Raw genomic sequence first — 21,282 nt, forward strand, 5'->3', positions numbered from 1 at the left:
AAAAACCGGCCAGCGCCGGTTTTTTTTATCTCAAGCAGCAGTCCTCAGCGGAACTTGCTCTTGTGCCCAGTCTTCAGGTCCAGCGCATAACGCACGCCGTTGTCCGTCAGCATGACTTCATCGGGCGGCTCTTCGCCGGCCAGGGCGCCGTCGATCAGGGGCAAGCCTTCGCCCTTGCGCATCAGGTCGTCGCAGCGCTCGTACACGTTGACGCACCCCGTGGACGCCATCAGCGATTGCACGATGGCCACTTTCCACGCATCCACGCCGCCCGCATTGAATTCGCAGATCAGATAGCCTTGCACGCCGCCGAACAGCTGCACCACCAGGCCGGGCAAGCCCTCGTCTTCGCCCTTGATCAGGGTCAACAGCTGGTTTTCGCCCGCTTTCTTGATGGCAGATAATTTTTTCTCGATGGCGGCCTTGACGCGGCGCTTGATCAGCGCGTGGTCGACCGGTTCGTCTTCCTTGAAGCTCCAGATGCGCGCGCGGATCTGCGACTTCGAATTGTAGGCGGCGCGGGCGATGAATTGCTTCGATGAGCTTTGCACGATGGCCGTCGAGCCGGGCTTCATTTTTTCCTGCGGCTTGCCTTCGACTTTTTCAATCGCGGACGCGTAAATCCAGGATTGGCCCAGCAAGCTCTTTTCCTTGCCCTGTTTGATGGTGATGATCAGCATGTAATTCCAGTAGTGTGACCGGCGCGTGCCGGTCGTCGTATGTCCAATACCGGCATGATACCTCATGCCATCCTGTCGCATCCTCCTGCATTCCATGCCGCTGCCGGTGCAGTCTGTCGCAGCGCACTACGCAGGCGCGGCCGGCTGGCATACCATGCAAGTATACCAATTCCAAACAGGGAGCAAGAATGACACCGACACTTTTCCACCCACGCCGTGCCCGCGCCGCCACCGTCCTGCTGCTGGCCGCCTGCGCGCTGGCCCTCCCGGCCGCGCCGGCGTTGGCCTCGCCGCTCGACTGGATTTCCGGCAACAGCATCCAGGGCAGCGGCAAGCTGCAAAAGCAGACGCGCGAAGTCGGCAGTTTCCATGCCGTGGCGCTGAACGTGCCGGGCACGGTCGAATTGCGTATCGGCAACACGGACAGCATCACCATCGAGGCCGACGACAACATTTTGCCGCTGATCGAGACGGCGGTGGAAAACGGCACCTTGCGCATCCGCCCCGCCAAGCGCAACGCCAACTTCCGCCAGAGCAGCCTGAACATCGTCATCCAGGCGCGCCAGGTGGAACGCATCAGCGTGGGCGGCTCGGGCAACATCACGGCCACGGGCTTGCGCGCCGAGAATCTGCGCTTCGACGTGGGCGGCTCCGGCTCCATCCACGCGCGCGACCTCGACAGCCGCCAGGTCTCCATCGCCATCGGCGGCAGCGGCAACTTCAAGGCCAGCGGCAAGACGGAGCAACTGACGGCCTCGATCGGCGGCTCGGGCAATATCCAGGCGGGCAAGCTGGCCGCGCGCGACGTGCAGGTGAGCATCGGCGGCTCGGGCGAGGCGCAAGTGTGGGCCAAGGATGACTTGACCATCAGCATCGGCGGCTCGGGCGAAGTGAGCTACTACGGCGACCCGCGCATCAGCCGCAGCATGCAGCGTTCGAGCAGCATCAAGCGGCTGGGCGCGGCGCCGAATTAAGCCCCCGCAATGACAAAAGCCCGGAGCGATCCGGGCTTTTTGCGTTTCAGACAGGCTACATCAGCGGGCCGGCTTCACCGGTTCGCGGTCGATCAGGACCGTGTTGACGCTGTCCGTCAGCCAGATCTGGCCATCCTGGATCGTGCATTGCAGCTGCATCGTGCGCTGCGCCAGCTTGCTCATGTCTTGCGCCGCTTCCGACGGCAAGTTGATCACGGTCAAGTTCTTCGCCCGTTCCAGCTTGTTCGCGATCTGCTTCCACCAGATGTGGCTGGTTGCGCCATAGCTGTAGACGATGACCTGTTCCGAACGGCCGCACGCCTTCAGGATGCGCTTTTCGTCCGGCTGGCCCACTTCGATCCACAGCTGGATGGCGCCCGTCAAGTCTTTCTGCCACAGGTCGGGCTCTTCCGTGTCGAACAGGCCCTTGGTAAACGTCAGCGCCTCGTCGGCGTGGATGGCGAACGCCAGCAGGCGCACCATCATGCGCTCGTCCGTTTCGGACGGATGGCGCGCCAGGGTCAGCGCGTGATCCTGGTAGTAATTGCGGTCCATGTCGGCGATCTGCAGATCGGCTTTGAAAATTGTTGCTTTGAGGGCCATCGTGTTTCTGTCTCGGTAAAGTGAATAGTGAAGTCGGTATCAGCGGAAAACCACGGTCTTGTCGCCATTTTTCAGGATGCGGTGCTCGACGAACCATTTCACGGCGCGCGCCAGCACCACGCACTCGACGTCGCGGCCGATGGCCGTCAGGGTTTCCGCATCCATCGCATGGTCGACGCGCTCGACGTCCTGCTCGATGATCGGGCCTTCATCCAGGTCGCCCGTGACGAAATGGGCCGTCGCGCCGATCAGCTTGACGCCGCGGTGATGCGCCTGCGCATACGGCTTGGCGCCCTTGAAGCTGGGCAGGAAGGAATGGTGGATATTGATGGCGCGGCCGTCGAGCGCCTGGCACAGGCCGGGCGACAGGATCTGCATGTAGCGCGCCAGCACCACCAGGTCGATCTTGTGCGTGTCCATCAAGTCGATGATCTTCGCTTCCTGCGCCAGCTTGGCCGCTTCCGGCGCGCCGGTGGCCAGCGGCAGGTGGTGGAACGGAATATTGTAGCTGGCCGCCAGCTGGTAGAACTCCATGTGGTTCGACACGATGGCGGGAATTTCCACGTTCAGCAAGCCGCTCTTGTAGCGGAACAGCAAATCGTTCAGGCAATGGCCGATCTTCGACACCATCAGCATGACGCGCGGCTTGACGCGCGCATCGTGCAGCTGGCCGTGGAAGGGGCCGTTCAACTGCATGGCTTGCGACAGGTCGGCGAAGTCGCTGCGCAACTGGGCGTCGCTGACGGCGCCGTCTTCCAGCGCGAAATGCACGCGCATGAAGAACAGCTGGGATTCCTGGTCGCCGAACTGGGCGGAATCGAGGATGTTGCAGCCGCGTTCGGCCAGGAAGCCGGACACGCGGTGCACGATGCCGCGCTGGTCCAGGCAGGACAGGGTCAGGATGTATTCGGGATGCGTCATGGTCGCGGAATAAAGCAAAAAAAGTGGGCTATGCTCGGCTCAGCCACGCGCGCCGGCCATCGGCTGCGCTGCCGCGAGCCGGCTATTGTCGCACGGCCGGGCCAGTCAACCCGCATTTTCCACACAAGCAGCATGGCTGCCGGCGGCGGCAAGCCGATTCACGTTCATTTGATCTAACACAAAGTCATCGCATTTTTCCGCCTGCCAGGCGCCATTCCCACGCCAAACGGGCCACTGGCGTGGAACCTGGCACGCCATCCGGCGTCTATCCCTTTGCTTGTTTCACCATACGCCGCATCCGGTGCACCGGGTGTTTCCTGGATCCGTTTTTCATTGAGGTAGAACATGTTCACAAACAGTATTTCCCCCAGTTTCAGCCCCGCCCTGAAGTCCCACCTGGAGGCCCAGTGCAATTTCGCCACGGAACTATCACGCAAGCTGGTCGATACGGCGCAGCAACTGAGCGAGCTGCATCTGCGGCTGGCGCAAGACTTGCTGCAGGAATGGAGCAGCGCCAGCCAGCAACTGCTGTGCGCGCGCGACACGGGCGAGTTCATGTCGCTGGCCGCAGCCCAGTTGCAGCCGAGCAGCAACAAGCTGCAGCAGTACCAGCAGCAGCTCGGCAACCTCGTCGCCAACGCCAATGTCGAAATGAACCGCACGGCAGAGAACCACCTGCCCGAAGCGAGGCGCACGGCCGTGGCCTTCGCTGACGAAGTGGTGCGCAAGACGGCCGAGGAAACGGAAAAAGCCACGCAGCGCCAGCGTGAAATGATCGAAAAGATGCACGCCACGGCCCCCAGCAATGGCGCCGGCCGCAGCCGCGATACCGGCAGGCAATCCGATCAGGCGCATTGAGCACTTGAATTGACCACTTGACCCCACTCGACAGCAAGGAGAGCGACATGGCTAGCAATCAAGGTAATGAACAGGGCAAAGGCGCTGGCAGCAGCCAGAAAGCCGGCGAATCGGGCAGCGGCAAAGGCCCGAGCAAGCGCGGTTTCGCCGCCATGAACGAGGAACAGCAACGCGAAATCGCCAGCAAGGGCGGCCAGGCAGCCCATCAAAAGGGCACGGCGCATGAATTCGACTCGGAAGAAGCGCGCCGGGCCGGACAGAAAGGCGGCGAAGCCGTCAGCCGCAACCGCGAACACATGGCGGAAATCGGCCGCAAAGGCGGCGAAAGCCGGCAGTCGGCCCAGCGCGCCAATGAAAGCCGCAGCGGCACGGCCACGCGCAGCGGCGGCACCGAGCAGGGCCGCCCCGGCCGGCAAGGCGGCAAGGACGAGGACGACAAGGGCGGAGCAGGCGGAGCGGGCTGAGCGGGGCCGGCCGCCGGGCTGCCCCTGCGGCGCGCGGCCTGATGCAGGTAGGCAGGGGCGGCCCTGGCAGCCCTGGCAGCCCCGTGCAAGGGCTGGCGCAGCGCGGGGGCGGCGGTATGGTACATTCTCGCCTTACCGACACCTCCGCGCCACGCCCCGCCCTTCCCCGCATGCAGCCATCCCTGAAATACCTGAGCGCCTATTCCGAACAAACGCAAGCGCAAGTGCAGCAACTGATCGCGCAAGACAAGCTGGGCGATGTCCTGTTGAAACGCTATCCGAACGCGCACGATGTACGCAACGACAAGGCTTTATACCAGTATGTGCAGGACTTGAAGAATGAATTCCTGCGCAATGCCGAACCCATCAACAAGGTGGCGTTCGACAGCAAGATCCATGTGATCCAGCACGCGCTGGGCTTGCATACCTCGATCTCGCGCGTGCAGGGCGGCAAGCTCAAGGCCAAGCATGAAATCCGCGTGGCCACCATGTTCAAGGAAGTGCCGCTGGAATTCCTGCGCATGATCGCCGTGCACGAACTGGCGCACGTGAAGGAAAAGCAGCATGACAAGGCGTTCTACAAGCTGTGCACGTATATGGAACCGCAATACCACCAGTACGAATTCGACGTGCGCCTGTACCTGACCCAGCTCGACCTGTCCGGCCAGCGCCTGTGGTCATGACATCCATGTAACAATGCCGCCCCGGGCATCCATTGGGCGGCATTGTTGGCGTGGGTCAGAGTAGCCACCCGGCAAGACGGGCGGCTCTTGACGCATGTGCCGGCGGGACCGGCAGCGTGCTCAGGCTCAGGCGGCGTTTTTGCGGCGGCGCAGGAAGGCCAGCAAGCCCAGTCCGCCCAGCATCATGCCGTAGGTGGCCGGTTCCGGCACGGCGCTCACGCTGGCGGCGATATTATCGACCTGGAAGGTGTGCAAGGCGCCCTCCTGCCACGTTGCCGACAGCAGGTTGTTGAAACCCGTGAACGTGTAATCGCTGAAGTTATGGCTGCCATCGAGGCTGAAGGTCTGGGTCACCGTGCCGCCGCCCACCTGATGGCCGAAGAACGTCACGTCGTAAGGGCCAGGCAAGCTCACGAAGTCAGCCAGACGGATCGAGCTCAGCGAGAAAGCGGCGCCATCGGTACGGCTCAAGGTTGTCGTCGTCAGCACGGTGGCGCCAAGACCGGCCGAGCCGGCATAGGCAAAGTTGCTTTGATGGGCAGAACTGAGCAAGCCCAAGAAGCTGCTGTCGAAATCGTAGCCGCCTTCGGAATAGGAATCGAAGACGGATCCGAGAATGCCGGGTTGCTCCAGCGCATCGAAGCCGATGACGGTGGTTTGTGCGTGGGCGCCGCCGGCGGCGAGAATGGCGGCGACGGCAGTCGCGCGCAAGAGAGTCATTGGTTTCACAATAGTATCCTTTCAAGATGATGAAGTAGCGAGGTTGTGGCAACTTGCAATATCTAGGCGTCGTAGCGGGAAACGGGAGGCGCCTCGCTGGGTGTCCGACATGCCTGTCTTTTGAACAATTGCAGTAGAACACATTCATGCATAAAAAGCATCTTCATTTTCAAAAAAACATGCCTACGTGGAAATATTCTAGCTATATTTATATTAATTAATTAATTGATCTTGATCAATTTTCCCGCACAGAAATAAAAAAGCCATGCATTTCACAATGCATGGCTCTGGATGAGACTTCACAAAGAAGATTTACGGCGCACTATCCTTCAACCGCTGCACCAGGGCCGCAGGATCGGCATCGGCGTTCAGGAACGCCGCGTGCTGCGGGCGGATGAAGCCCTGTTCCTTGCCGTTTTGCACGAAAGCGATCAAGCCGTCATAAAAACGGTCGACATTGAGCAAGCCGATGGGCTTGGCGTGCAAGCCCAGCTGGGCCCAGGTGAGCATCTCGAACAGCTCTTCCAGGGTGCCATAGCCGCCGGGCATGGCGATGAAGGCGTCGGACAGGCTGGCCATCATCGCCTTGCGCTCGTGCATGTCCTTCACGATGAACTGCCGCGTCAAGCCCGTGTGGCCCACTTCGCGCTCGACCAGCTGGGTGGGAATCACGCCCGTCACCTCGCCGCCCAGGCGCAGCACTTCATCGGCGATCACGCCCATCAGTCCCACCTTGCCGCCGCCATACACGAGCGAGATATTTTCCGCCACCAGCACGCGCGCCAGTTCGCGCGCCGCCACGGCATAGTCCGGCGAGACGCCCGCGTTGGCGCCGCAATACACACATAAAGCCTTGATCACAGTATTCCCTACCCTTTCAATTCATCGATCGCCGCCTCGACCTCGAGGCGCTCCTTGGCGTCCAGTGCCACGCACTCGGCCGCCTTTTCATACAGGGCCAGCGCTTCCGCCAGCTTTTTCTTTCCGTCCAGCATATTCAAGGCGCGCGCATATTCGCTGTGCGCCAGCGCCGAATACGGCGTCAGGGCCAGCGCCGTCTTGAAGTGCTGGTAGCCATCTTCCTTGTTGGCGCCGTAGGTCAGGCCGCCTATCATGGCGCCGACCTTGTCGATAATTTCCGTATGATAAATCCCAAACGCGATATGCGCTTCCGCATGCATGGGCGCCACCGTCATCGTGCGGTCCAGGCTATTGCGCACGCGCGCGCCCATGCCCTGCGCCAGGGCCTTGACGACGGACGTGCCCAGCGCATAGCGGCCCAGGCTGTAGGCGTGCCAGTAGTAGCCGGCCGGATTGTCCGGCTGCTCGCTCTGCTGGCGCTCGCAGCGCTCCGCCACTTCCTCGTACATGTCGAGTTTCCGGCTGTCATCCACTTCCAGGTGCGTGGCATAGATGCAGGTCGCCTTGTGCGCCACCGCATAGCCGGGCACGCCGACAGCCAGGCCCAGTTTCACGGCCCGCTCGAAGTCGCCCGCATGGAAGGCCAGCCACGCCTGCACCAGCGCCGGGTGCGTGGGAAAGGGTTCCACATCGCCCGCATGCAGGCGCGCCCAGGCCGCTTCCAGGGTTTGCGGGGTGTAGACATATGCTTCGTCCGGATAAGGAAATTGTTTCCAAGCCATATATCTCTCCTGTAAATGACGACGTGGCGCCAGCAGTCGCGTCAGTCGTTCTTGAGTTTTGTCACATACTCTTCCGACAGTTTGCGAAACAGCAAATGCGTTTCATTGCGTAAATACGGCCCGATCAGGGACAGCACCTGGTAACAGCCGCGCGCCAGCGCGTCGGACATCGATTGCTGCTCGCTGTACTTGCGCGGGTTGCGCACATATTCGTACGACAGCCAGTAGGTGGCGACGACCACCATATTCGTCGCCATCGCGGCCACTTCCATGTCCGACGCTTCCAGCGACTGTTCGCTGCGCAAGTCTTCGCACAGCTGCGTGGCCACCTTGATCTTGTGCGCCAGGATCAGCTTGAAGTGCAATTCCAGCTTGCGGTTGCGCGACAGCAAATCGTTGAGGTCGCGATAGAAGAAGCGGTAGCGCCAGATCAGTTCGAACATCAGGTGCAAATACAGCCAGACATCCTCGATATTCGAGCGGCGCCCGTCGGGCACGGTCAGGATGCGTTCGATTTCCGCCTCGAACTGGACGAAGATGGAATTGACGATGTCGTCCTTGTTACGGAAGTGGTAATACAGGTTGCCGGGCGAAATGTTCATCTCTTCCGCAATCACGGTCGTCGTGATATTCGGCTCACCAAACTCATTGAACAGGCGCAGCGACAACTCCAGGATGCGTTCGCGGGTACGGCGTGGTGCTTTTTGTAGCATGGCGGGCAATCTCTCTGTGTTCTGCCTCAAGCATACCACCTAAGATAGCTGTAATGAAACACTCCGCCCCCGGGCGCCGGCGAAAAGCCCGGGCAAGAAAAAGCCTGCTCGCGCAGGCTGGAGGGATGCGGCACCGGCTCAGGCGGCCGGTGCTTTTTTCTTCGCCGCCGGTTTCGCCGCCGGCTTGCTTGCCTGCTTGCTCACCGCTTTGCTCGCCGGCTTGGCCGCGGCGCGCGGCGCGCTCCGGGCTGCCGGCTTGGCCGGGGCCTTGGCGACGACCGCTTTCGGCGCGGTTTTCGGTGCAACTTTCGGCGCCGCCTTCACGGCGGGCTTGGCCGCGGGCTTGGCCGCGGCCTTCGGCTTGGGCACCGGCGCGGCCTGGGCCGACAGCGCCGCCACTTGCCGGCTCAAGGCCTCGATCTGCGCATGCAGTGCGGAAATATCCTGTTGCGTGGGCACGCCGATGGTGGCCAGGGCGCGCGCGACACGCTCTTCAAACACCTGTTCCAGCTTGTCCCAGGAGCCGCTGGCCTGCTTGCCCACGCCATCGGCCAGCTTGCTGACACTGTCGCTGACGCCGGAAACCTTGTCTTCGGCGCGCTTCTGGAATTCCGTGCCTTCCTTCACCAGCCGGGAAAACACGCGTCCACCCTCTTCCTGCGCCTTGGCGAAGGCGCCCAGGCCCGCTTGCCAGATCTGCTGCGCGGACGAGCGCACGGCGTTCGCCAATTCCTTGTCTTCCGCCAATTCCTTCAATTTCTTCACCATCGCCAGCTCCCGTCATATGAAAGGCCATGCCACTTCATGGATACTTTTTATTCTAGTGAGCAAAACTAGAGACGGGAGTCTAATCCGATAGAAAGCTGCCTCGGAAGGTGCGCCAGCGCACGCAGCGGCCAGCGCCTAGGCCGCCGCCTTCACCTGGCCATGCAGCAGCTTGTGCAGGCGGAAGCCTTCGCGGATATTCTCGCGCAGTACGGCGCCTTTCCACGGTTTCGTGTAGAAGCGGTCGACGGCGCCGCGGTTGATGGCCGCCATGATGGGCGTCAGGTCGGCAAAGGCCGACAGCATGATGCGGAAAGTGTCGGGACACAGGTGCTTGACCCGTTCCATGAATTCGGTGCCGCTCATGAGCGGCATGCACTGGTCGCACAGGATCACCTGCACCTTGTGGCGCGCCAGGATGTCGAAACCTTCGGCGGCCGTCTGCGCCGTGAGGATGCGGTAGCCGTCCTGCGCCAGGAAGTCGCTGAGCACGTCGAGCATGAACACATCGTCGTCGACGATCAGCAAAGTTTGCTGCTCTTCGCCGGCGGCATCCTCAGGCGCCTGCAGCAACTTGCCGCCCATCAACATCTGCTCGAATTCCTCGTGCGGCACGGGGCGGCTGAAATAATACCCCTGCATCTCGTCGCAGCCGTGGCGCCGCAAATAGGCCAGCTGCGCGTCGTTTTCCACGCCTTCGGCGATCACTTCCAGCTTCATGCTGTGCGCCATGCTGATGATGGCCAGCACGATGGCCGCGTCGTCCGGATTGCTGGTGACTTCGCGCACGAAGGCGATGTCGATCTTCAGCTTGTCGATGGGGAAGCGCTTCAGGTAGGCCAGGCTGGAATAGCCGGTGCCGAAATCGTCGATGGAAATCTGGATGCCCAGCGCCTTCAGGTTGCGCAGCACGGCGATGGTTTCCTCGGCGTTCGACATCAGCGAGCTTTCCGTCAGTTCCAGCTCCAGCAGTTCGGGCGCGATCTCGTATTTGCGGATGGCCTTGAGCACCTCCTCTTCCAGGCCGCCGACGAAAAACTGGATGCCCGAGACGTTCACCGACAGGTGCACCGGCCCGATGCTGCTGGCGCCCCACTCGCTGATCTTCTTGCACGCTTCGTCGAGCACCCAGTTACCGACGCGCACGATGAGTCCCGTTTCTTCCAGCAGGGGGATGAACAGGGCCGGCGAAACCATGCCGTGACCGGGGCGGCGCCAGCGTATCAGCGCTTCGGCGCCGCTGATGCGCCCCGAGATGATATTCACCTTGGGCTGGAAGAACAGCACGAATTCCTCGTTGTCGATGGCGCGCCGCAGGGCGTTTTCCATGTCCAGCCGCGCCATCGACTGCGCATTCATTTCCGCCGTGAAGAAGCGGAAGGCGTCGCGGCCCGCCTCCTTGGCGCGGTACATGGCCGTGTCGGCATATTGGATCAGCGTGTCCGCATCGACGCCATCGTCGGGGTACACGGAAATGCCGATGCTGACCGTCACCGTCACTTCATGGCCCTGCAAGTCGAAGGGCTTGCGCATCGCCTCGCGCACCTTGTGGACCACGCCCACGGCATGCTGGGCGCCGTCGGGCAGCACCAGGATGGTGGCAAATTCGTCGCCGCCAAAGCGGCCGATGGTATCGCGCACGCGCAGGCAATCGACCAGGCGGCTGGAAAACTGGCGCAGCAGGTCGTCGCCGATGGTGTGGCCCAGGGTGTCGTTGATATTCTTGAAGCGGTCGATATCCATGAACAGCACGGCCACGGCCCACTGGTGTTCGGCCGCCTGGGCCAGGGAATGGGTCAGCGAGACGTAAAACTGGCTGCGGTTCGGCAAGCCCGTCAAGGTGTCGAAATGGGCCAGCTTCATCAGGCGCTGCTCGGCATCCTTGCGCTCGGTGATGTCGCGCGCCACGGCCACCAGGATCCAGCTCTGCCCCGAGCGCAGGGTGCGCCGCTGCACTTCCACCGACAGCGGCGAGCCGTCCTTGCGCTGCAACTGCAATTCCGTCATCGGCCCGCCCTGGTCGCCGGCCAGCAGCTTGTTGTACAGCTCTTCCAGCTGGGATTCGCCGTCGTGCGCGCGGCCAGGCCCCACGCGCAGGAAATCCTCGCGCTCGAAACCGAGCATGCGGCAAGCCGTCTGGTTGACGTCGACGAAGCACATGCCGGCGCGGTCGACGAGGAAAATCGCGTCGGCCGTGGCGTCCATCGCCAGGCGGAAGCGGCGCAAGTCTTCATCGAGGCGGATGCGCGCCGCCATGTCCAGGGTCAGCTGCTCGTGATGGCGCTTGATCTCGTCGTACAGCAGCAGGTTGTCGTAGGCGACGGCGATCTGCGCCGCCACCGTGGCGGCGACCCGCTCGTCGACTTCGGAAAACTCAGTCGCCCCCAGCTTGTCGACCAGGTACAGCCAGCCGTGGCTGCGTTCACGCGAGGCGATGGCCACGCCCAGGAAGGAGTGCACGGGCGGGTGCGTGTCGGGCAGGCCCAGCGCGCCGGGGTCGCCCTTCAAGCCATTGACCCGGTAGGGCTGGCGCTGCTCCAGCAAGCGGTTCAGGATGCCCGTGCGCGGCGCGCTGGCGATGCGCTCGAGGTTTTTCTCGGCGCCGCACGAAGAAAAATAGCTGAGCTTTTCGGCGCCCTCTTCCAGCACGCCGATGCAGGCGTACTTCGAGACGCAGATATTCTGCGCCACCTTGCAGCCCGCCTCGATCAGGGCGCGCGGATCGCGTTCGGCGCCCAGCTCGATGCCCAGCTCGATCAAGGCCGTCAGGCGCAGGCTGACCGCCTGCAGGCTCGACAGGGAACGCGACAGGCGCTCCGTCATGACGCCCAGGTCTTCGGGGATGGCGGCCTGACCCTCGCGCTGGCTGGCCAGCTGCGAAATCTGCTGGCTGCTCGATTCCAGTTCATCGAGGTAGCCGCTGACCTGGTGCTCGATGCCGGCCAGCTTGCCTGCGGCGGGAAGCGCCGCGCCGCCGCCGGCGCCCGGCGCACCCGGCACCTGTGCCGCCGCCGGCATCAGCCCCAGCGCCTCGTTGACGGTGCGCACGATGACCTCGGGGTCGGACGGCTTGGGCAGCACCCAGCGCACGCCGCAGGCCTGCGCCAGCAAGATCGCTTCCTGCTCCCGGTAGGTGGCCGTATAGAAGATGATGGGCACGTCGGTCAGCGCGGGGTCGGCATGCACGCGCGTGACGAATTCGTAGCCGTCCATGTTCGGCATAAGGATGTCGGAAATGATCAGGTCGGGCCGCTCGGTGCGCAGGATTTCCAGCGCGTCGGCGCCATTCGCCGCTTCCAGCAGGCGGTGGCCGCCGTAACCCAGCAGCGCGGTCAGGAACTCGCGGTTCAGCACATGATCATCGACGATCAGGATGGTGGCTATGTCGTTTTTAACTGGCGTCGACGGCGCCCCGGGTAAAAAAGACTCCAGCTCCGCAACGAAAAGGTCGGGCTCGATAGGTTTGCCGATGTAGCCATTGAAACCCGCCTCCAGCAGGCGTTCGCGGTCGCCCACCATGGCCAGCGCCGTCACGGCCAGGGCCGGGATCGCGCGCAGCCGCGGGTCTTTCTTCAGCTCCGCCACCACGCCGTAGCCGTCGAGCTTGGGCAAATGCACGTCGCAAATGATCAAGTCCGGCAATTCGCTGCGCGCCATGCGCACGCCCTCTTCGCCGTCATAGGCTGCCAGCGGCGTGTACCCGAAGGCGCGCAGCAAATACACCATCAATTCCATATTGGTGGCGTTATCTTCAATAATCAGGATACGTGCGGACAATTAGCGCCCCCAATAAAAACTGCATGGACTCATTTTCCGCCTGCGTTCAACTTTCCGCATGCGCGGCTAACATAACAATCCTATAACATCTTGCCATACATCCAGAAAAATATCTGTGCGCAGGGTACCTGCAGAGCTTCGCAAGCGGCCTCGGGAACAAATTTCCGCCAGCCGTCTTCTGACGTTAGCTTAATACAGTACGCCAGTGGAAAACAGCATTTTCTGCCCGTGACGCTGTTAAACACGGGCAACAGCAGAGTCAAAAGAGACAGTCTTGCCATGCAGATAAAACACAACAGGATTCAGGCAAAACGGGGGGAAGATGGGGGCTGGGCGACTTCGGTCTTGATAGTAATTTCCGCCAACAGCTGACGCAGCACGCGCGCATCGCTGGCCAGCGCCACGTGGCCGATGCCGCCGAAGGCAAGATTGCGCGCGCCGGGCAAATGCGCGGAAGATTGCGGCGCGACAATATTATCGTGGTGCGAGTAAATCGAGGTGATCAGGGCGCGCGTTTCCGGCGTCTCGCTGGCGGCCAGCTGCGCCAGCCAACCGCTGGGCGCGCCATGGATACGGCTCATCTGGCGCGCATTGGCGCCCGCCGCCACATTGGCCAGCGCCGTGCCGTGGTGCGGCGTGCCGATGGTGACGACGCGCGCCACGCGGGCCGCGCCATAATGGCGCAGCCACGCGCGCGCCACCAGGCCGCCCATGCTGTGGGCGACGATGATGGCGCGGTCGCTGCCCGTGCGGGCGCACAGCGCCGCGATGGCTTGCTCGACCTGCGGCACGAACTCCTCGATATCGGCGCCTATCGGTTCCAGGTCGACGCCGTCGTGCGCGATGCCGGCCCGCGCCAGCTGCCGGCTCAGCTGCGCCCAGTAGCCGCGGTTGCACACATAGCCGTGGATCAGCAGCACCGGCAAGCCCTGGCCAGCGACGGTGTCGGCCGCATGCAGGCGCGGACGCAGCATGCCCCACGACGAGGTCCACAGCGTAGCGCGCAACTCGCCCAGGAACAGCCGCGCGGCGCCCCGCACACCCAACTGATGTTCCGGCGGCACGGGGCTGCCAAGATACCGGCTTTCCCGGAAATTGCGCGCCACGACCAGCGCGCGCACGGCCAGCAGCATGGCGCCCGCCAGCAGCAAGGCCAGCACCGGCGACGCCACGCCCCAGACATGCATGGCCAGGTACGCCACCGCCAGCACGGCCAGTACTTGCAGCAGCATCAGCCACTTGAGGACGCGCGCGATCATGCCGTGCCTGCAACGGGAACGGGCGCCGGCTTGCCCGTCAGTTCCCGCGCCAGGCCGCTGGCCAGGCGCGCGGCCAGCGCATACAGCGTCAATTGCGGATTGGCGCCTATCGAGGTGGGGAACAGCGAGCCGTCGTGCACGGACAAGTTGCGCACGCCGTGGTAGCGGCCGTCGGCGCCCGTCACGCCCAGGCGCGCATCGTCCGACATGGCGCAGCCGCCCATCACGTGGGCCGATACCACGCGCGCCAGCAGCGCCTTCATCGGCAAATCGCCGATGGCCTGTTTCGCCTGCGTCCAGCTGGTGTAGTGGCTGGCCAGCTCGTGCACGGGATACACGCTCCGCGCGCCGGCCGCGAACTGGATTTCCGCCATCGACAGCAGCGCGCGCCGCACGCCATCCCAGATGAAGGGCGTGAGCGGATAGTCGAGCACGGGCGCGCCGAAGCTGTCGATCGATACGCTGCCGCCCGCCGCTTCATGGTGAAAGCCGTCGCGCAGCAGCGCCAGCAAGGCGTGCGCATGGGGGAAGTCGCGCATGGTGCGCGCATGCTCGTCGCCGAAGCCGCCCATGGTGGTGGCCATCAGCAGCGGATGCAGGGGCGGCGCTTCGAGCTTGTAGCCGATGGGGCCATCGATGGGCGCCGTGTGCAGGAAATGGTCGGAATAAATCGTCTGCGGTGCGCCCGCATAGGCGTCGACGCGCTGCTTGAACAAGCCCGCCGAAATCACCGTCGGATGCAAGAAGGTGCGCCGCCCCAGCAAGCCGTGCGGATCGGGCGCCTGCGAGCGCAGCAGCAGCGCGGGCGAATTGATGGCGCCGCCGGCCAGCACGAAGTGCCTGGCGCGCAAGGTGAGGCGCATGCCCGTGGGCGCCTGACCGGCAGCATCGAGCGCCGTCACCTGCAGGCTGTCGATGCGCTCGCCCTTGAAGCTGAAGCGTTCCGCGCGCGCATGCACGAGCAAGCCCGCGCCCAGCGCCAGCGCCGAGGGGATCGTCGTCACCAGCATCGATTGCTTGGCGTTGGTCGGGCAACCCATGCCGCAGTAGCCGAGGTTCCAGCAGCCGTTCACATTGCGCCGGATGGCGGCCGTGGGGATGCCCAGCGCCGTGGCGCCACGCCGCAATAAGTCGTTGTTTTCATTCGGCGGCGCGGCCCAGTCGCTCACGTGCAGGCGTTTTTCCATCATGGCGAACCACGGCGCCATGGCGTCCACGGAATAGCCGGACAAGCCAAAATGCTTGCGCCAGTAATCGAGGGTGCCGGGCGGCGTGCGGAAGCTCGACGTCCAGTTGACGGTGGTCGAACCGCCCACGGTGCGCCCCTGCAAAATGTTGATGGCCTTGTCGCGCGTCTTGCGCGCGGCCGATTCCTGGTACAGCGCGGGATAGGCGTCCGCTTCGCGCATCTTGAAGTCGCGCGAAGACTTCAAGCCGCCCTCTTCGACGATCAAGACCTTCAGGCCGGCCAGCGCGAGGATTTCCGCCGTCACGCCGCCGCCGGCGCCGCTGCCGATGACGACGACATCCGCCTCCAGGGTGCGGTCGGCATTCAGGGTGCTGGCGTCGGTGACGTTCCAGCCGCCGGCCACGCCGATGGCGATGGGGTCGGGAATGGGGGATGTGCTCATGGATGCCTTATGCGCTCAGTTCGGGCAGCGGTCCCGGATAGCCGATGGCGGCCCAGTGGGCGGCATCGGCATACCAGGCGCCGAGGATCAGGTCGTGCAGGGCCAGGTAGGCCGTCTGCAAGATGGCCAGGCGGTGCGTGCGCCACGATTGCAGAAAGGCGGCCACCTGGGCGGGGTCGGCTTCGCGCCAGCCATCTTTGACGCCGGCGACGAAGCGCCGCGCGGGCGCCAGCGCCAGCAGGCCGAACAAATCCTGCACTTCCTGCTGCGCCGCCAGCGGCAAGCCGCGGATAGCCGTGTCGACGCCGGCGATGGCGCCATCGAGCGCCGCGGCCCGCGCGGGGGCTTCCCGCGGCAGCGCGCTGCCCAGCATGGCCGGCACGATGGCCGCCAGCGCCCCGCGCGCCGCGCCATCGAGCACGAAGCGGCCGGGAGGCGACGGTCCGCGCACCAGCCGGTACGCGGCGCCGCCGGCGGCCAGCGCGCAGGCGCCGAGCACACCCAGTTTCAGAAACGATCTGCGTCGCATCAGCATGTCTCCATTGCCATGTCTCCCCTTGTTTTATACCGCCTTTTGCAAGCCAGTGTACGCCAAAGGCAGTGGGCGTTTGAACGCAAAAACTAGAGCGGAGAGTCTAGTTTTTGCGACTGAAACCACAGCAGCAGCATGGCTAGCAGCGCCGCCAGCGCGCCGCCGATGGCGATGCTGGGCAAGCCGCAGGCGACGATCAGCGCGCCGCCCAGTGCGCCGCCAAGCGCCGTGCCCCCATTGAAGGCGGCGATATTCAAGCCCGCCGCCACGGCGTCGCTGCCCGGGCAATGCCGCCGCGCCAGGCGCAGTAAACCCATGGTCGACAGGGTGACGAGAGCAAAGAACAGCAAGCCCAAAGTGCCGCACAGGGCCAGCATGGCCAGGGGATGGGCGCGCAGCAGATAAAAGGCCAGCAGATTGAGCGCCAGCGCGGCCAGGGCCAGCATGGTGGCGCGCAGCGCGTGGGGACGGTCCGCGCACCAGCCGCCCAGCAGGTTGCCGCCGATGGCGCACGCGCCAAAGCACAGCATGGCGGCGCCCAGCCAGCCCGCATCGAGCCCGCCCAGCTGCAGCAGGAAGGGCGAGACATACGTGAAAAAACTGAAGGTGGCCACGCTGACCAGCGCCGCCACGCCGGCCGCCAGCAGCAGGGGCGGTTGCAGGATGGCGCGCAGGCTGGCCAGGGCCGATGTGGCGCCGGTCTGCTGGCGCGCGGCCGGCATGGCGAGGCGCAAGCCCGCGCCGCCGCACAGGGCCAGCACGCCGATCACCGCAAATACCCAGCGCCACGACGCGACGGCGCCCAGCCACGTCCCCAGCGGCACGCCGCCCGCCAGCGCCAGGGTCAGGCCCAGCCAGACGATGGACAGCGCCCGGCCCGCGCGCGACGGGTCGACCAGGCTGGTGGCCGCATGCGAGGCGATGGCCATGAACACGCCATGCGCGAGGCCGACGGCAAAGCGCACCCCCAGCAGCGCGCCCAGCGCCGGCGCGGCCGCCATGGCCACGCTGCCGGCCGCCAGCACGAGCATGGTGGCCACCAGCACCTGGCGCACGGGCCGGCGCGCCAGCAAGGCCGTCAGCACGGGCGCGCCGATGGCCGCCCCCAGCGCATACGCGGCGATGGCGCCGCCGGCCGCCGCCACGCTGGCGTGCAAGTCGCGCGCCATGGGCGTCAACAGGCCGGCGGCGATGAATTCGCACAAGCCGAAGGCAAAGCTGCACAGGGAAAGCAGATAGATGGAGAGTGGCAGCGCGGCGGACGGCAGCGCAGTGCGCGAGGACATGGTGGACATGGCAGTTCCTGACAATCAAAACGCCATGCTGGCCCCGCGATGACCATCTGTAAAATATCTTATTTATCTTGAAACGAGACGTTCAAAGTCTCAATACGGGGAAAAGTGCCGCAATTGCGCCAGCAGCCGCTCGCGCACGGGGGATGTGCGCCGCGGGTCCCACGCCATGTACAGGTCGAGCTGGCGCAGCGGCGCGGGCGCGCTGCTTGCCAGCGGCAGCATGACGACGCCCGCCGGCATGGACGCCGCCAGGCTGGCCGGCAGCAGGGCCGCACCAAAACCGGCCGCCACCAATCCCAGCACCGTTTGCAAGCGGCGCGCCTGCTGCGCCACCTGCGGCACGAAGCCCGCGTGCAGGCACAGGCTGGCCAGCTGGTCGTGGAAACCCTGGCCCAGTTCGCGCGGCGAGGCGACGAAATCGTCACCGGCCAAATCCGCCAAGTCCACCCGCGCCTGGCCCGCGCAGCGGTGGTTCAACGGCAGCGCAACAACGATGTCTTCGCCGGACAGGCGCTCGAAGCGCAGGCCCGGCGTGCTGCGCCCCGGCGCGCGCAGCAGGGCGACATCGACCTCGCCTTTTTCCAGCCACTCGACCTGCTGCTGCGTCGACGCTTCGCGCAAGGTGAATTGCACGGCGGGCGAAGCGGCGCGGAACGCGCGCAAGGCATTCAATACGTGGGCGTAGGGCGTGATGTGGATGAAACTGAGGCGCACGTGGCCCTCGATGCCCTGCGCCACGCGGCGCGTGGCCGCCACGCCCTCTTCCAGGCTGGCCAGCACCTGGCGGGCCGTGGCCAGGAAAGCCGTGCCGGCCGGCGTCAGGCTGACCTTGCGGTTGGTGCGCTCGAAGACGGGATAGCCGAGCGCTTCTTCCAGCCGCAATATCGCCTGCGACAACGGCGGCTGCGCCATGTGCAGCCGTTCGGCCGCGCGGCGGAAATTGAGTTCCTCGGCGACGGCGATGAACTGGCGCAGCAGCCGGGTTTCTATCATGGGCCTTTTTTCGCCACCGCCAGGATATGCCGGGCGATGCCGCGCAGGATATTGACTTCTTCCGTTTCCAGCCCCGTGCGCGAAAACAGGCGTTTCAGCCGTGGCATGAGCTTTTTCGGGTTGTCGGCGTCGAGAAAATCGATGGCCACCAGCGCCTGTTCCAAGTGCGCATACATGCCGTCGACCTGCGCCAGGCTGGCCGCGTCGCCGTGAAAGCCGACGGGACTGGCGATTTGCCCGTCGCCGAGGGCCGCCACGCGGCATTCGTAGGCGACGACCTGCGCCGCCTGCGACAGGTTCAGCGAGGAATACTCGGGATTGGCGGGGATGTTGATCAGCACATTGCACTGCTCGACGATCTCGTTGGGCAAGCCGAAGCGCTCGTTGCCGAAGATGACGGCCGCGTGCAAGTCCTCGCTGGCCGCCAGCTGCGCGGCGATGGCGCGCGGCGCCGTGACGGGCGGCGAAAATTCGCGCAGCCGGGCCGAGACGGCCGCCGCGTAATTGCAGCCTTCGAGCGCCTCGGCGATGGAGCCGACGATGCGCGCGCCGGACAGGATATCCTGCGCGCCGCTGGCGAAAGCCACCGCTTCCGCGTCCGTCAAGGCGTCGGGAAAGCGGGGGTTGACCAGCACCAGATCGGAAAAACCCATCGTTTTCATGGCCCGCGCGACGGCGCCAATGTTGCCGGATCGACTAGTTTCGACAAGAATAAATCGCAGGCGTTTGAAAAGAGACGTGTTGATTTCGGGCAGATTCATTTAAAATAGCGCTATTGCGCGGTATCGATACAGGAAATTTCGGGAAACGGAGTCACAAAACGCTGACTCCAGGCCGGGATTTTAACCACTTCGGCACCGCTCCGCTCTTTAATTCATTCTTGCACTCTATCGTACCGGCGCCGAAAGGCGACGCTGGGCGGTCGCGTGCTTTTAACGGAAGCTCACATGCACCCAATGCTCAACACGGCGATCAAAGCCGCCCGCCGCGGCGCCGCCGTCATCAATCGCGCCTCTTTTGACCTCGACCGCGTCGTCGTCACGGAAAAACAACATAACGATTTCGTCACCGACGTCGACCAGGCGGCCGAACAAGCCATCATCGAGGTGCTGTCCAAAGCCTACCCGGACCACGCGTTCCTGGCTGAGGAATCGGGAGCTTCCGCCAACTCGCACGACGAGAATGAATATCAGTGGATCATCGACCCGATCGATGGCACCACCAACTTCATCCACGGTTTCCCGCAATACTGCATCTCGATCGCCCTCGCGCATCGCGGCGTCGTCACGCAAGCCGTCATCTACGATCCGGTCCGCAACGACCTGTTCACGGCCACCAAGGGTGCCGGCGCCTACCTAAACGAAAAACGCATCCGCGTCACCAAGCTGGACCGCATCTCGAACGCCCTGCTGGGCACCGGCTACGTGGCCGGCAGCGCCCGCGCGCTGGACGAATACCTGAAGATGTACGCGATCATGGGCGAACGCAGCCAGGGCGTGCGCCGCGCCGGCTCGGCCGCGCTGGACCTGGCTTACGTCGCTTGCGGCCGCCTGGACGGCTTCTACGAAAAAGGCTTGAAGCCTTGGGATATCGCCGCCGGCGCCCTGATGATCACGGAATCGGGCGGCATCGTCGGTGAATTTTCCGGCGAATCGGACTACCTGTACAAGGGCGACGTCATCGCCGCCAGCCCGAAGATCTTTGGCCAGATGATCACCCTGCTGACGCCATTCGCCTGATTGCCGGGCCCGCGCTGATGTAACAAAAGCTGCCGGAGGCGACTCCGGCAGCTTTTTTTTCGCCCCGGCCAGTCGTCAGCTGCCCCGCATGGCCGGCAGCAGCACGCGGTAGATCTGCAGGAACGCCGGCCCCATCAGCACGACCATCAGCGATGGGAAGATAAAAAAGATCAGCGGAAACAGTAGCTTGAGGGCGATCCTGGCCGCCGTTTCCTCGGCCCGCTGGCGCCGCTTGGTGCGCAGCTGGTCGGACTGCACACGCAGCGACGCGGCGATGCTCGTGCCGAAGCGCTCGGCCTGGATCAGCAGGGTCACCAGCGCGTCCACATCCTCCACTCCCGTGCGCAAGGCCAGATTGCGCAAGGCCTTGTCCTTGGCGCTGCCGGCGCGCAATTCCAGCGTCACCAGTTGCAGCTCTTCGGCCAGGACGGCGCTTTTCAGGCCGATTTCCTGCGCCACGCGCGCCAGTGCCGCATCCATCGCCAGCCCCGCTTCGACACACACCGTCATCAGGTCCAGCGCATCGGGAAAGGTCTCGAACACTTCGCGCTGACGCTGTTTCAGGCAGTGCGACAGCCAGGCATTGGGCAGGTAGTAACCGAGGGCGGCCGCCGCGACCAGCCACAACAGCATATTGTGTCCGCCCTGGCGCAGCAGAAAATACGCCAGCAGCGGCAAGCCCACGAACAAGCCTGTCTTGGCCGCGTAAAACAGCGCAGGTGCGGCCTGGCTGCGCCAGCCGGCATGGACGAAGCGGCTGCGGATGGGCGAACTTTCCCAGCCCTCGTCCGGCAGCGACAGCCTGGCCAGCGGGCGCGTCAGGCTGACGGCGTGCGCCAGCCAGCGCCGCCTGGCATGGCGCCCGCCATCGCCGCCGGCGCCCGCATCGCCCAGCGCCTGCAGCCGCTCCTGCACGGCACTGCCCGTGCACAGACGCAACACCAGCAAGGCCAGCGCGAAAACAATCAGGAACAGCAGGCCCAGCAAGGCCAGCTGCGCCGCACTCATCGTGCTCATCGTGTCTGTTCTTTC

21 protein-coding genes are annotated in these 21,282 nt (G+C 64.2%); 5 read left to right on the forward strand and 16 right to left on the reverse strand.

Features of this window, described 5'->3' with window-relative positions:
* Positions 1 to 44: 44 nt before the first annotated feature.
* Positions 45 to 680, reverse strand: a complete 636-nt coding sequence (locus tag O3300_RS15520; protein ID WP_077409040.1) for an SAM-dependent methyltransferase — start codon at positions 678 to 680, stop codon at positions 45 to 47.
* Positions 681 to 868: 188 nt separating this feature from the next.
* On the opposite strand from O3300_RS15520, the gene O3300_RS15525 reads away from it, so the two are divergent.
* Positions 869 to 1,654 carry a head GIN domain-containing protein gene (locus O3300_RS15525; protein WP_099664828.1) on the forward strand — a complete coding sequence of 262 codons (786 nt, stop codon included), beginning with the start codon at positions 869 to 871 and terminating at the stop codon, positions 1,652 to 1,654.
* A gap of 60 nt (positions 1,655 to 1,714) precedes the next feature.
* On the opposite strand, the gene O3300_RS15530 is transcribed toward O3300_RS15525, so the two are convergent.
* Together O3300_RS15530 and purU are read right to left on the reverse strand one after the other, a co-directional pair.
* A complete protein-coding gene (locus tag O3300_RS15530; protein WP_070291303.1) occupies positions 1,715 to 2,257 on the reverse strand; it encodes a YaeQ family protein in 543 nt (180 codons plus the stop codon).
* Positions 2,258 to 2,296: 39 nt separating this feature from the next.
* Positions 2,297 to 3,178 (reverse strand): formyltetrahydrofolate deformylase, encoded by an 882-nt coding sequence (gene purU, locus O3300_RS15535; protein WP_077401742.1) that lies wholly within the window; start codon positions 3,176 to 3,178, stop codon positions 2,297 to 2,299.
* Between the two features lie 345 nt (positions 3,179 to 3,523).
* On the opposite strand from purU, the gene O3300_RS15540 reads away from it, so the two are divergent.
* The 3 genes from O3300_RS15540 (at position 3,524) to O3300_RS15550 (ending at position 5,183) form a co-directional block, all read left to right on the forward strand.
* Positions 3,524 to 4,036: a phasin family protein gene (locus tag O3300_RS15540; RefSeq protein ID WP_099664830.1), complete on the forward strand. Its 513-nt coding sequence runs from the start codon at positions 3,524 to 3,526 to the stop codon at positions 4,034 to 4,036.
* Positions 4,037 to 4,083: 47 nt separating this feature from the next.
* Entirely contained in the window at positions 4,084 to 4,500 is a 417-nt protein-coding gene (locus O3300_RS15545; protein ID WP_305053453.1) for a KGG domain-containing protein, read from the forward strand.
* A 170-nt stretch (positions 4,501 to 4,670) separates the two neighbouring features.
* The gene (locus tag O3300_RS15550; protein WP_034758768.1) at positions 4,671 to 5,183 is read left to right on the forward strand and encodes a YgjP-like metallopeptidase domain-containing protein; all 513 of its coding nucleotides are present in this window, start codon (positions 4,671 to 4,673) and stop codon (positions 5,181 to 5,183) included.
* A gap of 126 nt (positions 5,184 to 5,309) precedes the next feature.
* Here the strand turns inward: O3300_RS15550 and O3300_RS15555 are convergent, their stop codons facing one another.
* The 12 genes from O3300_RS15555 to O3300_RS15610 form a co-directional block, all read right to left on the reverse strand.
* Positions 5,310 to 5,903, reverse strand: a complete 594-nt coding sequence (locus O3300_RS15555; RefSeq protein WP_305053596.1) for a PEP-CTERM sorting domain-containing protein — start codon at positions 5,901 to 5,903, stop codon at positions 5,310 to 5,312.
* A 312-nt stretch (positions 5,904 to 6,215) separates the two neighbouring features.
* Positions 6,216 to 6,761: a TIGR00730 family Rossman fold protein gene (locus tag O3300_RS15560; RefSeq protein WP_180278808.1), complete on the reverse strand. Its 546-nt coding sequence runs from the start codon at positions 6,759 to 6,761 to the stop codon at positions 6,216 to 6,218.
* An 11-nt stretch (positions 6,762 to 6,772) separates the two neighbouring features.
* Entirely contained in the window at positions 6,773 to 7,546 is a 774-nt protein-coding gene (locus tag O3300_RS15565; protein ID WP_099664834.1) for a hypothetical protein, read from the reverse strand.
* A gap of 41 nt (positions 7,547 to 7,587) precedes the next feature.
* Entirely contained in the window at positions 7,588 to 8,259 is a 672-nt protein-coding gene (locus O3300_RS15570; RefSeq protein WP_034758777.1) for a TetR/AcrR family transcriptional regulator, read from the reverse strand.
* Positions 8,260 to 8,397: 138 nt separating this feature from the next.
* The gene (locus O3300_RS15575) at positions 8,398 to 9,027 is read right to left on the reverse strand and encodes a phasin family protein (protein WP_305053454.1); all 630 of its coding nucleotides are present in this window, start codon (positions 9,025 to 9,027) and stop codon (positions 8,398 to 8,400) included.
* A 135-nt stretch (positions 9,028 to 9,162) separates the two neighbouring features.
* Positions 9,163 to 12,801 (reverse strand): EAL domain-containing protein, encoded by a 3,639-nt coding sequence (locus O3300_RS15580; protein ID WP_251351850.1) that lies wholly within the window; start codon positions 12,799 to 12,801, stop codon positions 9,163 to 9,165.
* Between the two features lie 302 nt (positions 12,802 to 13,103).
* The gene (locus O3300_RS15585; RefSeq protein WP_305053455.1) at positions 13,104 to 14,060 is read right to left on the reverse strand and encodes a triacylglycerol lipase; all 957 of its coding nucleotides are present in this window, start codon (positions 14,058 to 14,060) and stop codon (positions 13,104 to 13,106) included.
* Complete coding sequence (locus O3300_RS15590) at positions 14,057 to 15,691, reverse strand: GMC family oxidoreductase (RefSeq protein ID WP_305053456.1); 1,635 nt, start codon at positions 15,689 to 15,691, stop codon at positions 14,057 to 14,059. The genes O3300_RS15585 and O3300_RS15590 overlap by 4 nt, the downstream gene beginning before the upstream one ends.
* A 7-nt stretch (positions 15,692 to 15,698) precedes the next feature.
* Positions 15,699 to 16,226 (reverse strand): hypothetical protein, encoded by a 528-nt coding sequence (locus tag O3300_RS15595; RefSeq protein ID WP_305053457.1) that lies wholly within the window; start codon positions 16,224 to 16,226, stop codon positions 15,699 to 15,701.
* A gap of 86 nt (positions 16,227 to 16,312) precedes the next feature.
* Positions 16,313 to 17,518, reverse strand: coding sequence for an MFS transporter (locus tag O3300_RS15600; protein ID WP_305053458.1), 1,206 nt, complete (start codon positions 17,516 to 17,518; stop codon positions 16,313 to 16,315).
* Between the two features lie 90 nt (positions 17,519 to 17,608).
* Entirely contained in the window at positions 17,609 to 18,511 is a 903-nt protein-coding gene (locus O3300_RS15605) for a LysR substrate-binding domain-containing protein (RefSeq protein WP_305053459.1), read from the reverse strand.
* A complete protein-coding gene (locus O3300_RS15610; RefSeq protein WP_070254993.1) occupies positions 18,508 to 19,272 on the reverse strand; it encodes an RNA methyltransferase in 765 nt (254 codons plus the stop codon). The genes O3300_RS15605 and O3300_RS15610 overlap by 4 nt, the downstream gene beginning before the upstream one ends.
* A gap of 195 nt (positions 19,273 to 19,467) precedes the next feature.
* On the opposite strand from O3300_RS15610, the gene O3300_RS15615 reads away from it, so the two are divergent.
* Positions 19,468 to 20,250 (forward strand): inositol monophosphatase family protein, encoded by a 783-nt coding sequence (locus O3300_RS15615; RefSeq protein WP_035826389.1) that lies wholly within the window; start codon positions 19,468 to 19,470, stop codon positions 20,248 to 20,250.
* A gap of 75 nt (positions 20,251 to 20,325) precedes the next feature.
* Here O3300_RS15615 and O3300_RS15620 read toward each other — a convergent pair whose 3' ends face one another.
* Positions 20,326 to 21,267, reverse strand: coding sequence for a type II secretion system F family protein (locus O3300_RS15620; RefSeq protein ID WP_305053460.1), 942 nt, complete (start codon positions 21,265 to 21,267; stop codon positions 20,326 to 20,328).
* Positions 21,268 to 21,282: the final 15 nt, after the last annotated feature.

The sequence above is a fragment of the Janthinobacterium sp. SUN206 genome, from assembly GCF_030587305.1.
Lineage (GTDB): Bacteria > Pseudomonadota > Gammaproteobacteria > Burkholderiales > Burkholderiaceae_D > Janthinobacterium > Janthinobacterium kumbetense.

What these genes read in the sequence shown, in the direction of transcription:
- O3300_RS15520 (WP_077409040.1), bottom strand. Translation starts at nt 680, where the DNA reads ATGCTGATCATCACCATCAAACAGGGCAAGGAAAAGAGCTTGCTGGGC.
- O3300_RS15525 (WP_099664828.1), top strand. Translation starts at nt 869, where the DNA reads ATGACACCGACACTTTTCCACCCACGCCGTGCCCGCGCCGCCACCGTC.
- O3300_RS15530 (WP_070291303.1), bottom strand. Translation starts at nt 2,257, where the DNA reads ATGGCCCTCAAAGCAACAATTTTCAAAGCCGATCTGCAGATCGCCGAC.
- purU (WP_077401742.1), bottom strand. Translation starts at nt 3,178, where the DNA reads ATGACGCATCCCGAATACATCCTGACCCTGTCCTGCCTGGACCAGCGC.
- O3300_RS15540 (WP_099664830.1), top strand. Translation starts at nt 3,524, where the DNA reads ATGTTCACAAACAGTATTTCCCCCAGTTTCAGCCCCGCCCTGAAGTCC.
- O3300_RS15545 (WP_305053453.1), top strand. Translation starts at nt 4,084, where the DNA reads ATGGCTAGCAATCAAGGTAATGAACAGGGCAAAGGCGCTGGCAGCAGC.
- O3300_RS15550 (WP_034758768.1), top strand. Translation starts at nt 4,671, where the DNA reads ATGCAGCCATCCCTGAAATACCTGAGCGCCTATTCCGAACAAACGCAA.
- O3300_RS15555 (WP_305053596.1), bottom strand. Translation starts at nt 5,903, where the DNA reads ATGACTCTCTTGCGCGCGACTGCCGTCGCCGCCATTCTCGCCGCCGGC.
- O3300_RS15565 (WP_099664834.1), bottom strand. Translation starts at nt 7,546, where the DNA reads ATGGCTTGGAAACAATTTCCTTATCCGGACGAAGCATATGTCTACACC.
- O3300_RS15570 (WP_034758777.1), bottom strand. Translation starts at nt 8,259, where the DNA reads ATGCTACAAAAAGCACCACGCCGTACCCGCGAACGCATCCTGGAGTTG.
- O3300_RS15575 (WP_305053454.1), bottom strand. Translation starts at nt 9,027, where the DNA reads ATGGTGAAGAAATTGAAGGAATTGGCGGAAGACAAGGAATTGGCGAAC.
- O3300_RS15585 (WP_305053455.1), bottom strand. Translation starts at nt 14,060, where the DNA reads ATGATCGCGCGCGTCCTCAAGTGGCTGATGCTGCTGCAAGTACTGGCC.
- O3300_RS15590 (WP_305053456.1), bottom strand. Translation starts at nt 15,691, where the DNA reads ATGAGCACATCCCCCATTCCCGACCCCATCGCCATCGGCGTGGCCGGC.
- O3300_RS15595 (WP_305053457.1), bottom strand. Translation starts at nt 16,226, where the DNA reads ATGCTGATGCGACGCAGATCGTTTCTGAAACTGGGTGTGCTCGGCGCC.
- O3300_RS15600 (WP_305053458.1), bottom strand. Translation starts at nt 17,518, where the DNA reads ATGTCCACCATGTCCTCGCGCACTGCGCTGCCGTCCGCCGCGCTGCCA.
- O3300_RS15605 (WP_305053459.1), bottom strand. Translation starts at nt 18,511, where the DNA reads ATGATAGAAACCCGGCTGCTGCGCCAGTTCATCGCCGTCGCCGAGGAA.
- O3300_RS15610 (WP_070254993.1), bottom strand. Translation starts at nt 19,272, where the DNA reads ATGAATCTGCCCGAAATCAACACGTCTCTTTTCAAACGCCTGCGATTT.
- O3300_RS15615 (WP_035826389.1), top strand. Translation starts at nt 19,468, where the DNA reads ATGCTCAACACGGCGATCAAAGCCGCCCGCCGCGGCGCCGCCGTCATC.
- O3300_RS15620 (WP_305053460.1), bottom strand. Translation starts at nt 21,267, where the DNA reads ATGAGCACGATGAGTGCGGCGCAGCTGGCCTTGCTGGGCCTGCTGTTC.